This is a genomic window from Streptomyces sp. NPDC020731 (genome assembly GCF_044334705.1).
Classification (GTDB): Bacteria; Actinomycetota; Actinomycetes; order Streptomycetales; family Streptomycetaceae; genus Streptomyces.
The window spans coordinates 132,612-147,177 of the sequence record NZ_JBIRTN010000011.1 but is presented as its reverse complement, the minus strand read 5'-3'; the positions used below and the strand labels follow the sequence as shown (position 1 = coordinate 147,177).

General features: G+C 73.2%; 11 protein-coding genes. 1 reads left to right on the top strand and 10 read right to left on the bottom strand.

Translation table 11 applies throughout. The features are described 5' to 3' along the window. Positions 1 to 49 precede the first annotated feature (49 nt). The 9 genes from ACH4VX_RS19000 to ACH4VX_RS18960 form a co-directional block, all read right to left on the bottom strand. Positions 50 to 733, bottom strand: coding sequence for a response regulator (locus tag ACH4VX_RS19000; RefSeq protein WP_398368545.1), 684 nt, complete (start codon positions 731 to 733; stop codon positions 50 to 52). Next, the gene (locus tag ACH4VX_RS18995) at positions 730 to 1,929 is read right to left on the bottom strand and encodes a sensor histidine kinase (protein ID WP_398368544.1); all 1,200 of its coding nucleotides are present in this window, start codon (positions 1,927 to 1,929) and stop codon (positions 730 to 732) included. Before ACH4VX_RS18995 ends, ACH4VX_RS19000 begins: the two co-directional genes overlap by 4 nt. 104 nt (positions 1,930 to 2,033) lie before the next feature. Then, positions 2,034 to 4,250: an MMPL family transporter gene (locus ACH4VX_RS18990; protein ID WP_398368543.1), complete on the bottom strand. Its 2,217-nt coding sequence runs from the start codon at positions 4,248 to 4,250 to the stop codon at positions 2,034 to 2,036. A 170-nt stretch (positions 4,251 to 4,420) separates the two neighbouring features. After that, positions 4,421 to 5,548 (bottom strand): hypothetical protein, encoded by a 1,128-nt coding sequence (locus ACH4VX_RS18985; protein WP_398368542.1) that lies wholly within the window; start codon positions 5,546 to 5,548, stop codon positions 4,421 to 4,423. A gap of 40 nt (positions 5,549 to 5,588) precedes the next feature. Then, a complete protein-coding gene (locus ACH4VX_RS18980; protein WP_398368541.1) occupies positions 5,589 to 6,860 on the bottom strand; it encodes an ABC transporter substrate-binding protein in 1,272 nt (423 codons plus the stop codon). Continuing rightward, the gene (locus tag ACH4VX_RS18975; protein WP_398368540.1) at positions 6,857 to 7,876 is read right to left on the bottom strand and encodes a hypothetical protein; all 1,020 of its coding nucleotides are present in this window, start codon (positions 7,874 to 7,876) and stop codon (positions 6,857 to 6,859) included. Before ACH4VX_RS18975 ends, ACH4VX_RS18980 begins: the two co-directional genes overlap by 4 nt. Next, positions 7,873 to 9,261: a hypothetical protein gene (locus tag ACH4VX_RS18970; protein WP_398368539.1), complete on the bottom strand. Its 1,389-nt coding sequence runs from the start codon at positions 9,259 to 9,261 to the stop codon at positions 7,873 to 7,875. Before ACH4VX_RS18970 ends, ACH4VX_RS18975 begins: the two co-directional genes overlap by 4 nt. A gap of 64 nt (positions 9,262 to 9,325) precedes the next feature. Continuing rightward, positions 9,326 to 11,635: a tetratricopeptide repeat protein gene (locus tag ACH4VX_RS18965; RefSeq protein ID WP_398368538.1), complete on the bottom strand. Its 2,310-nt coding sequence runs from the start codon at positions 11,633 to 11,635 to the stop codon at positions 9,326 to 9,328. A gap of 47 nt (positions 11,636 to 11,682) precedes the next feature. Continuing rightward, positions 11,683 to 13,005, bottom strand: a complete 1,323-nt coding sequence (locus ACH4VX_RS18960) for a serine protease (RefSeq protein WP_398368537.1) — start codon at positions 13,003 to 13,005, stop codon at positions 11,683 to 11,685. 91 nt (positions 13,006 to 13,096) lie between these two features. Between ACH4VX_RS18960 and ACH4VX_RS18955 the strand changes: the two genes are divergently transcribed. Then, positions 13,097 to 13,399, top strand: a complete 303-nt coding sequence (locus tag ACH4VX_RS18955) for a trypco2 family protein (RefSeq protein WP_398368536.1) — start codon at positions 13,097 to 13,099, stop codon at positions 13,397 to 13,399. Positions 13,400 to 13,945: 546 nt separating this feature from the next. On the opposite strand, the gene ACH4VX_RS18950 is transcribed toward ACH4VX_RS18955, so the two are convergent. Further along, on the bottom strand, positions 13,946 to 14,542 hold the full coding sequence (locus ACH4VX_RS18950; RefSeq protein ID WP_398368535.1) for a TetR/AcrR family transcriptional regulator: 597 nt from the start codon (positions 14,540 to 14,542) through the stop codon (positions 13,946 to 13,948). Positions 14,543 to 14,566 lie beyond the last annotated feature (24 nt).

Below are 14,566 nucleotides of genomic sequence, written 5' to 3'. Positions count from 1 at the left end.
TGCGTGGAGCGGTGAACGCCCCGTACCGCCCGGTGATGAGCCGGGCGGGTCAGTCGCCTCCCTGTGCGGGGGGCCGCACCAGGCCGCTCTGGTAGGCGATCACGACGAGCTGGGCCCGGTCACGGGCGTGCAGCTTGGTCATGGCGCGCTGGACGTGGCTGCGCACCGTCAGCGGGCTGACGACGAGGTGGCCGGCGATCTCGGCGTTGGACCTGCCGTGCGCGGCCAGGGTCATGACCTCGCGCTCGCGTTCGGTGAGGGCGGTGAGGCGTTCGGGCGGGGCGAGCGGGGTGTCGTCGTCGGGGGTGGCCAGGAAGCGGGTGATGAGGGTGCGGGTCGCGGTGGGGGAGAGCAGGGAGTCACCGGCGGCGACGGTGCGGATGCCGGCCAGCAGGACGTCCGGGCCGACGTCCTTGCCGAGGAAGCCGCTGGCACCGGCCCGCAGGGCCCTGGCGACGTTCTGGTCGTTCTCGAAGGTGGTGAGGATCAGGACGCGGGTGGCGGCCAGTTCCGGCCGGGCGCAGATGTCGGCGGTGGCGGCGAGACCGTCGGTGCCGGGCATCCGGATGTCCATGAGGACGACGTCGGGTGTGTGGACGCGGGTGAGGTCGATCGCCTCCCGTCCGTCGGTGGCCTCCGCGACGACGGTCAGGCCGGGGTCGGAGTCGACGAGGATGCGGAAGGTGGCCCGCAGCAGGGCCTGGTCGTCGGCGAGCAGGACGCGGATGGTCATGGGGCTGTGCCTTCGTCGTGGCCGTGCAGGGGAAGGGTGCAGGCGACCTCGAAGCCGCCCTCGGGCCGGGGCCCCGCGCGGAAGGTGCCGCCCGCGGCGAGGGCCCGTTCGCGCATGCCGAGAAGCCCGAAGCCGTGCCCGGAGGCGTGGCCGGTTCCGGGCCGGGGCGCGGGACCGGCGGTGTCGTTGGTGATCGTCAGGGTCAGGAAGTGGGGGGTGTGGGCGAGCCGCACCCGCGCGGTGCGGGTGCCCGCGTGCTTGGTGACGTTGGTGAGGGCCTCCTGGACGATCCGGTACGCCGTCAGGTCCAGCCCCGGCGCGAGCGGCCGCGGCCGCCCCTCCTCGGTGACGGTGACCTCCAGGCCGGCCGTCGCGCAGGCGGCCACCAGGCCGGGCAGCTGCGCCAGGCCGGGCGCGGGCGCCAGTCCGTCGTCGGTGTCGGTGTCCTGGCGCAGCAGTCCGACGGTGGCCTTGAGTTCGCGCAGGGCCGCCGCGGTGGTCCCGGAGAGCTTGCCCAGGATCTCGTACGCCTGCTCCGGATCGGCCCGTGCGAGGTGGGCGGCGGTGCCCGCCTGGGCGTTGGCCAGGGCGAGGTGGTGGGCGACGACGTCGTGGAGTTCGCGGGCGATGCGCATGCGTTCCTGGACGACGCGGTGGCGGGCCTCCTCCTCGCGCTCGCGGGCCAGATGCTCGGTCCTGGCGGCGGCGTACTCGCGGCGGACCCGCACGTAGCCGCCGAGCGCCGCGGACAGCGGCACCCAGGCCGCCGGATTGACCAGGCCGACGAGCCACTGGTCCCGCAGCGAGCCGTGGAACAGACCGGAGACGACCATCAGCGCGGTGACCGCCAGCGCGCTGTACCAGGCCGTCCGGCGCTCGGTGCGCAGGCTGACCGAGTACTGCGCGGCCATGAGCGGGCCCATGGTCATGGCCGTCACGAGGTGTCCCAGGGCGGCCTGGGACACCATGCTCAGCGCGGTCACCGCCAGCACCGGGAGGGGATGGCCGCGGCGTCGGGGCAGTGCCGCGCAGGCGAGCGCGGACAGCGCGAGGGCGGGCCACAGCGGGGGAGGTCCCGGCATCACCGACGAGGACAGGAGACAGCCGGAGACGGCGACCGCGAACAGCGACACGAGGAGGACTGCCTCGGTGGTCCGGGGTCGGCTCGTCGCCCGGCTTCGCCAGGGTGTGCTCATCGTGCGTTCTCCGGGTCGGGCCTGCGGGGACATCGTGACACGTGACGGACGGGGCCGCGCAGCCGTGGGACACGACCGCGCGGCCCGCCGGGAGCGGGCCCGGATCAGGTGCGGACCGGTTCCCGGGCGGGACGGCCCCCTCCCGCCGGCGCGGACCGCCCGGTGAGCCCCGTGCCCTCGACGTCCACGCGTGGCAGCAGCCTGTCGAGGAGGCGGGGCAGCCACCACGCCTTGTCCCCGAGCAGGGCCAGGACGGCGGGCACGAACGCCATGCGGACGACGAACGCGTCGAACAGCACGGCGACCGCGAGACCGAAACCGATCGTCTTGATCATCGACTCGCCGGATCCGACGAACCCGGAGAACACCGCGATCATGATCACCGCGGCGGCGGCGACCACCCGGGCGCTGTGCCGGAATCCGCTGACGACCGCCTGCGCCGGCCGCTCGCCGTGGACGTACGCCTCCCGCATACGGGAGACCAGGAAGACCTCGTAGTCCATGGCCAGGCCGAAGACGATGCCCACCAGGAAGATCGGCATCAGGCTCATGATCGGCCCGGTCTGCTCGACGCCCAGCAGTCCGGCGCCCCAGCCCCACTGGAACACCGCCACGACCGCGCCCAGCGACGCCAGCACCGACAGCAGGAACCCGACGGCGGCCTTGACCGGCACCAGCACGGAACGGAACACCAGCGTCAGCAGCAGGAGGGAGAGCACCACGATGACGGACAGGTACGGCACCAGGGCATCCTGCAGTGCCTGGGCGACGTCGATGTTCATCGCCGTGCTGCCGGTGACCTCGAAGGTCGCGCCCGTGTCGCTCTCCAGTCCGCCACGCTCCGCCCGGATGGTCTGCACGAGGTCCTTGGTGCGCTCGTCGTTCGGCGCGGTGGCCGGGACCGCCGAGAACAGGGCGGTGTCGCCCTCGGCGTTGAACCGGGGCGGGGAGACGGACACGACACCGTCCGTGTCCCGGATCGCGTCGGCGACCGTGGTCGCGGCCTTCTCGGGGTCGGACGCCCCCTTGACGTCGGCGACGATCGTCAGCGGACCGTTGAAGCCCGGCCCGAAACCCTCGGCGAGCGCGTCGTAGGCACGCCGCTCCGTCGTCGAGACCGGCTTCGCCTCGGCGCCCGGCATGCCCAGTTGCAGGTCGGCGACCGGCAGGGCGAGTACGCCAAGGCCGGCCACGCAGGCCAGCAGCACCGCCACCGGGCGGCGCAGCACGAACCGGGCCCAGCGGGAGCCACCGTTGCCCGCGGGGCCGGTGCGCCGGGCGGCGGCGACGCCGCGCCTGCGCGCCGTGCGGGACAGCACCGCGTTCGGCCACATCCCCAGCAGGGCGGGCACCAGGGTCAGCGCGACCAGCACGCCGACGACGACCGCGCCCGCGGCGCTCAGGCCCATCTTCGTCAGCATCGGCACGCCGACCACGGACAGTCCGGCCAGCGCGATGACGACCGTGAGGCCGGCGAAGACCACCGCGGAGCCCGCCGTACCGACCGCGAGACCCGCCGCCTCCCGCGGTTCGTGCCCGGTCTCCCGCTCCTCCCGGTAGCGGGAGACCACGAACAGGGCGTAGTCGATGCCGACCGCGAGGCCGAGCATCGAGGCGAGCGTCCCGGTGGTCATGGACAGTCCCAGGGCGCTGCCGAGGGCCAGGATCGTCCCTATGCTGATCCCCACCCCGACGACGGCGGTGAGCAGGGGCAGCCCGGCCGCCGCGAGGGAGCCGAACGTGATCAGCAGGACGACGGCGGCGAGACCGATGCCGACGGCCTCGGCCGCGCCCCCGGCGGCGGGCTGCGAGGAGAGCGCGCTGCCGCCGGCCTCCACCGTGAGACCGGAGTCACGGGCCTTGTCGACGGCCGTCTCCAGCGCGGTCCGCCCGGCGTCGGTGAGGTCGCCGGAGGAGACCTCGTAGGTCACGGTGGCGTAGGCGGTGGAGGCGTCCTCGCTCACCGCGTTCGCCGTGAAGGGGCTCACGGCGCTCGCGGCCTGCGGCCCGTCGCCGGCCGTGGCCACGAACGCGTCGATGGCGGCGCGGTGGCCGGCGGCGGTCACCTTCTCCCCGTCGGGGGCGATGAACACGATCCGCGCGTCGGCGCCGTCGGCGTCCGCCCCCGGGAAGCGCTCCCCGATGAGGTCGAAGGCCCGCTGCGCCTCGATGCCGGGCATGAAGGACGTGCCGTCGTCACCGGCGGCGGGTGCCGTGGCGGCGCCGGCCCCGGCGGCGCCGAGGATCACCGCCCACAGCAGTGCCACGAGCCATCGACGCCGGAAGGCGCCGCGGCCGATGCGATACAGGAAGGTAGCCACAGGTCAGGGATCTCCGCGTTCGGTCTCGGGTTCGTACCAAGACTCGCGGGCGGAGCCCGTCACGGCGTCGTGCGGCTGCCGTCACTTTCCCCTGGTGCGATCGCATGAGACGAGGCGCCGTCTCCTCCTTGAGGAGGACGGCGCCCCGCCACGCGGGCCTCCCTCACGGGTCAGCCCTCGGTGCCCTCCATGAAGTCCTCCTCGTCGAGCGCGCCCGCCGCGAAGCCGCCGAAGAAGCCCTCCATGATCTCGTCGATGTTCACCTCGGTGGCGTTCGCCGGGGCCGTGGCCTTCTCGCCCCCGCCCAGGCGCAGCACCAGCGCGAACTTCTTGACCTTCGCCTTCTCCGCCAGCTTGGCCAGGTCGATGGAGACCTCGGTCAGCTCGCCGTTCTTCAGCGTGAAGTCGGCCGTGACCTTCTCGTTCGGCGCGTCCTTGAAGTCCTTGGCCGTCGGCATCTCGGTGCCCACCGGCAGCTGCTCCGTCAGCGGGCCGAGCTCGTCGAACAGCTCGGTCATCAACGTGCGGAAGGGCGCCGTGGCCGTGATGTGCTCGGTGCCGTCCGACCCGTCGGAGGTCTTGAAGTCGACCTCCTTGGCGATGACCTGCCGCAGTGCCTTGGTGAGCTTCTTCTGCGTCTTGGCGTCGAGCGTGGGCTCCGCCGAGGGCTCCTCGACCTCGGCGCCCTCCGCCCCCGACATCTGCTCGCTGGTCTCCTCCAGGTCCTTCGTCGAGACCTTGAGCCACTCACCGGCGAGGAGCTTCTTGAACGCGCCCGCGCTGTCGGGCAGTTCGTCGGCCGACGGCATGGGGCTGCCGCTCATCCGACCGATCGCGTCCAGATCGGCACGCAGGTAGGTGTAGTCGCCGACCATGCGGTACTCGAACAGGCCGCCGTCCGGGCCGCTGAGCTTCAGCGCCATGGCGGCGAAGTCCTTCTCACCGGACTCGTCGAACGGCTTCTTGGACTGCACCGACAGGGAGATCCGCGCGCTGCTGAGCAGTTCGGCGACCTCTTCGGGCATCTCCTCACCGGGCGCCGCGTCGGCGTCCAGCGCCTTCAGCGACGCGGCGTCGGTGTCCAGGTCCAGCTCGAAGGAGAGCGAACGCTCCTTGCCGAGCTGCTCGAAGGCCTGGTCGAGCTTCTGCCCCGCGGAGAGGTTCTCCACGGTGCCGCAGGCGGCGGACCCGGCCAGGACCGCGGTGGCGACGGCGGTGGCGGTGAGGGTCTTGCGTATGGCGGGAATGGCTGTCTCCTCGTAAATGCGACCGGTGTGGTCGATGTGAAGACGAATCAACGCCCCGAACGGTTGTACGCCTCTTGCCGATTGTTCGAGTTCACCCCTTACTGCACACCGTCTTCGGAGCCGCCCTGCTGTCCGTACCCGGCGCGGACTGCGCGTCCTGCACCCGCTGCACGTCATGGAGGAGGTCCGGGATGCCGGGGGCCTGTCCGGCGGCGGCCCTGGCGATGGTCAGCAGTACGGCCTCGTAGAAGGCGTCCCGCACGGCGGGTGCCATCACGTCCGAGGCGTCCAGGCAGCGGGGCCCTTCGCGAAGCCGTCGGGCGATCTCGTCCTTCACCGCGTCGTCGGGCGGCTCCACCTGACGATTCGCGGAGAAGACGTCCGCCAGGTCGGCCCACTTCTGCTGGCCCTCCTTCGAGGCCAGCCGTTCGATCAGCTCCCGGGCCTCCGGGCGGTCGCTGAACAGCGCCGCGAAGTCGCCGGCCACCTCGTGGGCCCGGACCCGGCCGCCGCCGTCGGGCAGGAGCGGGGCGGAGTCCGTCAGGCGCGCGTGCTCCGCGTGGTCCCGGTAGAAGGAGAGCGCGAAGGAACCCTGGTGTTCCAGGGCGCACCTGTGCGGGCCGTCGAACAGCAGCCCGTTGCCGTCCGGTTCGCCGCGGTGGTCGGTGAGCAGCGCCCACTCGGCCGCCTCCTCGTCCTGCCGGAGCAGACCGTCCCAGGCCTCCCAGGCGGTGCGCACCGGATCACTTCGCCACCACTCCACCTCGTCGTCCGTGCCCAGCGCCCACTTCCCGTAGTCCTCCGGGCCCGCCCGTTGCAGCACCAGGTCCTCGATCCAGTCGGTGCCGGGCCAGCCGGAGGCGCCGTCGTCCCCCATGCCGACGCACCAACGCCCCAGCGGTGCCGGTGAAGTGCCCGGCTCCTCACCCTCGCGGTACCAGACGATGCTCTTCAGGTCCGCCTTGACCGGGACCCAGTACACGTGCCCCGAGGACGGGCCGGCCGGCATCCAGGGGGCGCCGTACTCCCGGGGATCGTAGAGCTCTTCCAGCGGCTCCAGGAGGTCGCTCTCGGCGTACTCGGCGAGTTCACCGAGGCCCGGCATGATCACGATGTCCGGGGGATCACCCGCCTGCACCTTGGAGAGCAGCACCTCCCGCTGGGCCGCGGTGCCCTGGTAGCGGAAGGGGATGCCGAAACCCCGCAGCACGGTCTCGAACTGCTCCGCCTGCTCGGCCGTCCACGTCCCGAGGATGGTCACCGGCTCCTCGTCGTCGTGCTGCGCCCAGACCACCACCATGCCGCCGGCCGCGATCAGCAGCATGACCACGCCGAACACCAGCATCCTGAACCGCCGGGTCACCGTCGCCTCCAGTAGTCGTGGTCGAGCCGCAGGCCGAGCCCCAGCGCGGGCAGGACGACGGCGAGCAGGCTGCCGACGAGGGCGCCCCGGTACACCGATTCGGTCCACGCGCCGTCGGCCGACTGCTGCCGGACGTGCTCCGACATCTCCGTGACCTCCTGTTGCACCACGGCCGGCGGGCCGCCCTGCCAGGACGTGACGGTGATCCGCCGCAGCTCCCCGAGCGCCCCGTCGAGCTCGCCCTGGGTGGAGTACGCCGTCATCACCGGGACCACCGCGAGCAGCACGGTGAGGACGAACGCCGCGAGCAGGTACGGATTCCAGTCCCGGCCGCAGCGGTCGCGCAGCACGAACAGCGCCGAGACCAGGAGCAGCGCCACCGCGACCAGGGCGAGTTCGGCGACCCACCACCCGGCGTGCTGCCACCGTCCCATGGTGGCCGTGGCCTCGGCGTGCTCCAACTGGGTTCGCTGCAGGGCCTGCAGGCGCGGTGCGATCCCCACCTTCTCGCGGGTGAGCAGCGAACGGGCCTCCTGGAGCTTCTGCTTCGGCATGAGGGGCTGGTCACGGTAGAGGGACGTGCCCAGGGCGAGTGAGTCGCTGTAGGTGGCGAGCAGCCCCTTGACCGTGCCGAGGTCCTGGTCCGTACGGTCGGCGATCCGGGACAGGCCCTGGTCGGCGGCCGAGAGCTGGGACCGGTAGGCCTCGCCCGAGCCCGCGACGCCGATGAGGTTCCGCTCCACCAGGTTGTCGGCCTCCTCCTGGGCGCGCAGGGCCGCGAGCCGGGCGGCGGCGAGCCCCTGCACGGCCGGCGCCTCACGGGACGCGAGGGCTTCGGAGCCGTGCTGGACCTGGCGGCTGGAGAGGAACAGGGCGGTCGACGCGACGGCGGTGAGCAGCAACAGCACCACCAGGTGCACCTCCAGCAGCCGACGGGTCCGCCAGGAGCCCAGGCGCCCGCGCCAGAACGCGGCGGGGGAGTACCGGCGCCGGAAGGCGGTGCGTCCGGCCGTCACAGCAGCTTCTCCCCGCAGGCGATGCAGTAACGGGCCTCGCTCCCCGCCGGGGTGCCGCAGCCGGCGCAGCGCGGACCCGGCCGGACGGCGACGGGGTCGGCCAGGGGTCCGCCGGGACGGGAGCCGGCGCGCAGGATCATCGGGCCGAGGGTGCCGGCGTCGACGGTGCGCAGCCGGACCCGCCCCTCGGCCGCGTCCTCGATGTGGGCGACCGCGCGGATCTCGTCCAGCACCCAGTCGGTGCCGAAGCGCACCGCCAGCCGGGCGGCCTGCCCCAAGCGGTCCTCCGCGGTGTCGCGCCGGTGTTCCCGCAGGGCGACGAGCCCCTGGCGCAGGGCGCTGCGCATCCGGGCGGTGGCGTTGAGGGTCCGCACGCTGTCGGCGCCCGCCGGGGCGTGCGGCGGGGACTGCTCGGGATGGTGCCAGCGGGCGACGACGGGCGCGTGGACGTCGCCGATGGAGACCATGGCGAACTGCAGGTCGGTCTCCAGCGGGTCGGCGTCGGAGTCGGCGACCAGGGTGAGCAGGTAGTCGCGCCGGCCCTGCTCCCACTGGTAGGTGGGGAAGCTCCAGCAGTGCGGCCGGCCGGGCTGGGGGAGCCCGCCGAGCCGGTGCGGCCGGGGCGCCTTCTCGCTGAGCGAGACCTGCCGCACGGAGGGCCGTACGGTCACCTCGATCGGCAGCTGGGGGGTGTGCACCCGGCGCAGCCGCTGGATGGCGCCGGTGATAGCACGGCCGAGCCCGTCGTCCACGAACTCGGCCGTGCCGTGCAGCCGTTCGGCGAGGGTCAGCAGGGGGTCGGGCGCCCAGTCCGCGCCCACGGCGAACACATCGCAGGTGAACTGCCCGGCACAGGCGTCCAGTTCCTCCTCCAGGCGGTTGTCGGCGGCGGCGCTGCTGCCGTCGGTGATCAGCACCAGATGGCGTACGGACACCGGCCGGCCGGCGAGCAGGGCGCGCGCCCCGGCCACCCAGGCGGCGTACCCGGCGGGCCGCGGCCCCTCCCGGTGCAGCGGGAGCGAGCCCGCGACGAAGGCGGCCCGGCGTCTTACGTCCTGGTCGGCGACGGCCCACTCGTCGTCGCCCCGCGGATAGCACCGGACCGGTTCGGGGCCGCTGCCGAGCACGGCGAAGGAGATGCGGTCGGGCAGGGCGCGCAGCGCCGCCGGCAGGGCGTGCCGGACGGCCGCCCGGTGGGATTCGGCGACGTCCACCGCGATGATCACCGCGAGCTGGACGGCGGGCAGGTCGGTGGGGGCGCCGTCGGCGGCCACGTCGACCCGCAGATGCGCCTCGATCTTCGCGCTGCGGTGCGGGCGCGGATCGCCGCCGAGGTCGACGTGCAGTCGGATGCCCGGCTGCGGCGGCCGGGTGGGGCTGCTCATGTCGTACGTCACCGCTCCTTCCCCTTCGTCGCCGGGTGCTGTTCCGTGCTGTCGTCCCGTGCGCTCAGAACACGGTCTGCGGCCGTACCGCGTGCATGAGGTCCACGAGGTGCTCGTGGGCGGCGGCCGGTTCCTGGTGGTGTGCCGCCAGCCGCCGGTAGTGCGACTCCAGCCGCTCGCGCAGCGCGCGCTCCGGCGCGCTCAGACGGCGCAGGGCGCGGGCGGTGAGCCGTCCGGCACCGCTCCCCGGGGAGCCGGGACGGTCGCTGAGGCTGTGCACCGCGTCCAGCTTCCACTCGTGGAGTTCGGTGCTCAGCCGCAGCGCCTCGTCCTCGGACAGACCCGGCTCCCCGTCGCCCGGACGCCGGCCCACCAGGCCGTGCAGTTCGGCCAGTGCCGCGTCGACCTCGGTGGGCAGGGGCAGCGGATCACCGTCCCCGGGCAGCCGGGCCGCGCGGATGCGCAGGGCGGCGATCCGGGCGACGGTGTGGTCCAGCGTGCCCTGCCGGACCCGGCCGAGCGCGTCGATCGCCGTCCGCCGGTCGCGCGCCCGCAGCGCGAGCCTGGCCAGGCCGAGGGCGGCGCCGCCGTGTGCGGGGTTGCGGGCGAACACGGCCTCGTACAGTTCCTTGGCCGTGGGCTCGGCGGTGTCGTCGCCGAGCCGTTCCGCGCAGTGCGCGAGGGCCAGTTTGGGCGCGTACTCGCCGGGCAGTTCGAGGTGGACCTGGGTGAAGTGGTGCCGGGCCTCGGCGACCTGCCGGGGGTCGTCGTCGAGGTCGGCGCTGCGCAGCGCGAGCAGGGCGCGGTGCCACTCCAGCCGCCACCGGCGCACGGCGGACGGCCCGGGGATGGAGTCGGCCGTGTCGAGCTCCTCCTGGGCCCGCCGCAGGTCGCCGCGGGTGTTCCGGCCCAGCAGGACGCGCACGTTGTGCAGACTGATCTCCACCGAGCGCGGTTTCTCGTCCTCCTGGTCGAGGAGCCGGCCCGGGTCGTAGCCGCTGCTCACCTCGAACCGCGTGGCCTGCGGATCGCCCGGATAGGGCCTGGGCACCGGCAGACAGGCGGCGATCTCGGTGGGGGTGGGCGTGCCGAGGTCGAGGACCGGTGCCACGGGTGGCTGGTACCGGTCGCGGTGGGGCCGGTCCAGCCAGTGCCCGATGTCCGGCACCGTGCCGAGCCGGGCGCCGGGCAGCCGGGTGGACGGCCGGAAGTGGTCGGAGGGCTCCGGCGGGTCGCTCTTGCCGCGCAGCGCGCGGATCTCCCGCAGGGCGCCGCGCAGTTGGCCGACCATCTCACGGGCGTCGGCGAAGCGGCGGCCCGGGTCGGTCCGTACGGCACGGTCGACGACGCGGTCGAAGGAGGCGGTGCCGAGGCCGGGCACCTCGGTGACGGCCCAGCGGGCGAGTTCGCGCAGGGTGGCGCCGACGGTGTGCAGGTCGTGGGCGACGGTGGGCACGGCCGACGTGCCGGTCTCGGGCGCCATGTAGTCGGTCGTGACGTGGGCGGGCGGCAGGCTCTGGCCCTGTTCGCGCATGCCGCCGAGATCGATGACCTTGACGCCGTCCCGGTGGTGCACCACGTTGGAGGGCTTCATGTCCCCGTACACGAAGACCCGTTCGCCGTCGGCGTGCAGATGGACGAAGGCTTCGAGGATCTGGCAGCCGTACGCCGCGACGTGCTCGATGTCGAGGACGGACTCCCCGCGCCGGACCTCCTCGGCGACCTTCGCGAGGGTGCCGTCACCGACGTCGTCCATGACGATGTAGCCGCCGGTGATCCGGCCGTTGTCGTTCCGCCGGGCGACGAAGTCGCGGATCTGGACGATGCGGGGGTGGCGGATGGCGACGAGGTTGCGGCGTTCGACGTCGGCGAGGCGGGCGCCGTCGTGCTCGTACCGGTTGAGCAGTCCCTTGACGGCGACGATGTCACCGAGATGGGTGTCCTCGGCGAGGTAGACCCAGCCCTGGCCGCCGTGCGCGATGGGTCCCATGACCCGGTACTGGTCGCGCAGCAGGTCGCCCTCGACGAGTTCGGGCCGGTAGGAGTAGCGCTCGCCGCACGCCGGGCAGAATCCCTCGACCGGTACCGGGCCCTCGGTGTAGGGCGGGGCGAAGGTGATGCCGCAGTCGGCGGACGAGCAGCTCATGCGGATGCGCAGCGGTGCCTCGGGGCGGATGAGGCGTTCCTCGGCGGGGCGCGGTTCGCGCGCGGGGAGGGCGAGGAGTTCGCGGGGGCCGAGTGCTCGTGGGTCCCGGGGCAGTTCGGGCAGCCCGGGGCCGTCCGCCGCGCGGCCGCAGGTGGCGCAGTGGCCGGTGGGCAGTACGGTGCCGCCGCAGGGGGCCCCGGTGAAGCGACGGTGCGGGCAGGTCGTCATCCTCTCGTGCTCCCCCTTTCCCCGCCCGCTCCGGACGGTGCGCGGCGTCACCGGTCCCCGCAGCGGCCCAGGTCGGCGCGCAGGGTCCTGATCAGGGCGCGCAGCCGGTTGAGTTGTTGCTGCGGGTCCCGTACGTCGTCGAGCAGGCGGCGTGTGGCGCGGTGCCGGTCGGCGGTCTCGGTCACGGAGCCGAGGGAGGCGCTGTCGACGATGTCGCGGCGTATCGCCCGGCTGAACTCCGCGCGCTGCAGACGGTCGAGCAGGGTGTCCGCGTGGTGCAGGAGCGCGGGCCGCAGGAGGAGGTCGCGGGACGCGGTCCAGCCGGGCCCGCCCTCGTGGCGGAAGACGAGCAGCAGCCGGAATCCGAACGTCCGTAACCTGGCGAGGATTTCGATGAGGGGGCCCGGCCGGGTCTCCTCATCGAGCCCGTCGACGAGGACCGTGACCGGCCGTACCGGCGCACGGTCGGCGGCCCGTACGGGCCGGGCCTTGGCGCCGCGCAGCCAGTCCCAGTACGCCAGGTACTCACCGGCCGGGAAGGTCACCTGGTCCAGCGCGTGGTCGATGAGATCGGGTCTGCTGGCGCCGCCGCGGTGGACGACATGGGCGCGGTGCAGCAGATGGCGCAGGGAGCGGTCCTTGCCGCTGCCCGGGGCCACCACGGTGATCTTCACCGGGTCCTCGTCCGGGTCGTCGAACCACCGGCCGAGCCGCTCCTCGAAGCCATGGTCCCAGGCACCGGGACCGCTCAGCTCCTTGACGACCGGCGAGAGTTCGGCGATGCGGTCGACAGGGATCAGGTACGAGAAGGAGAGCCGGTTGTCCTCGGGCAGACTCGCGCCCAGGTCCCCGCGCCAGCTGACGACGAGGCCCACCACCCGGGTGGGCCGGCCCTCCTCGGGCCGGGTGCACACGGCGGCGCCGCTGAAGCCCGCGCGCACCACCTCCGACCGGGTGACGGCGTCGAGCTGCACCCGCTCACCGCTGGCGCCGCCGATCCGCCCCCACAGGCTCATGCCGTCGTCAAAGCCCTCCGCGTAACCGGTCGCGTACACCTCCATGCCGCCCCGCAGCCCGCTGTCCAGCGGAGCGCGGCGCGCCTGCGGGCGGGGGCTGTCCAGCCGCAGCACGGCGACGTCCTCACCGTCGGCGCCCTCCGCTAGCCAGCCGCCGGGCGCGACCCGCGCGGCGACCGGTTCCAGCCCGCCGTTCTCGGCGAACTCCAGCCACATCACGGCGTCCGGCCGGCGCACCACGTGCGCGCAGGTCAGTGCCGTGGACTGGTCGACGAGCACGCCGGCGCCGCAAATGGGGCCGTGCGCGTCCTCGCGCCGCAGCCTGAGTCTCCAGTCCGCACGCAGTTCCCCCATGCCGTCTCACATTACGTGCAAAGCGTGGGGCGTCCCTAGACTTGTGAGGAGGGTGGACCGCTCAATCAGTCGAAAGTGGCGGTGTGTTGATATGACGAGTGCGGAACCGATCGGTCTGGCGGAGGCCATCGGCACGGTGCGCGCGGAACTGGCGCGGGCCCAGGCCGAGGGAGCGGAGAGCGACTGGCGGTTCCACGTGGAGCAGGTCAGCCTGGAGTTCTCGGTCCAGTTCCACCGGGCCGGCGAGGGCGGGGCGGGCCTGCGCCTGGGCGTGGTGGAGGCCCGCCTGGGCGGCTCGGTGAGCCACGACTCCACGCACCGCATCGAGGTCGCCCTCAAACCCCTTCCCCGCCCCGACGGCCGCCACCACGAGGTCGGCCGCGAGGTGTACTGACCCCCAGTGCTGTTCACACGGGGCGCGAGGTGGCGAGCGCCAGGTCGGTGAGGGGCACGCCGTCCTCCGCCAGGTCCTCTGCGTCGTCCTCGTCCGGGACCCGTTCCTCCTGCCGGCGACGGAGGAACTGCTGCCGGCCGAAGCCGGCTGCCCCGCCTGGGAGCCCGCCCCCGACTTGCCCGGGATCGGCGGCAGGACGCCGCCCGACCGGCGCTATGGCATTCACGGCGCCGAACTCGCGGCTGAGCGCGGGTACCACCCGGCTGCCGGGGAGCAGGAGGCGTACGACGTTGCGATGGCGGAGGGGTGCGGTCGACGAGTCGGGGGGCGCCTGACGACGTGGTCAGGAACTGCGCCACCGAAGTGGACGACGAGGTGCCGGCATTGACGCTTCACGGCACACGGAGAATCGGCCGTACCTCGTCCGCTGTGTCGCCCCACGAGGCAGGCGGGCAACCCATGGAGCATTTGCCGTGCGCGCGCCATCGATCGCTCGCCCGTTCTTGCTCCATGAAGGGCTGAACCTGCGTCTCGAAGCGTCGTCTGTCACCGCAGCTGGTTGAACGCCTGGTCGGCATCGGCCACGGCCTCGGGGTGCACGTCGTGGGCGGCTCGACCGTCGGCGATCTTCTGCCAGTTGGTCCGGGCGAGCACCCGTTGGACCGCGAGTACCTGGGCGGCTCGCAGGCGCGCCCGGATGTCTTCGCCGAGGGCGTCCGCCAGCGCCTCCTCGTCCTCGAGTCGGTACCGCGTGAGCCGTGCCGCCAGGCTCGGTGTGGTGAACACCAGCCGGTGGAACGCCACCACCTCGGGATGATCGTTGAGGCCGGTGACGGGGTCGTACCGATCGAGGCAGGACCGGAAGTGCCGGTGCAGCGCCGTCACCGGCTTGATACCGGGCCTGCGGTCACGTACGACGCGTGCCGCCTCGCCCTGGTGGTCCGCAAACCGGTGCAGCACCAGGTCCTCCTTGGTGGGGAAGTACCGGAAGAGGGTCGGCTTGGAGACCTCGGCCGCCGCGGCGACGTCGTTGACCGAGACGCGGTCGAAGCCGCGCTCCAGGAACAGCGAGACGGCCGCGTCGCCGATGGCGTCGCGCGTCCGCTCCTTCTTGCGGGCCCGCAGCCCCGTCGGCTCGCTCATCCGACCACTGTAACAGTCATTACC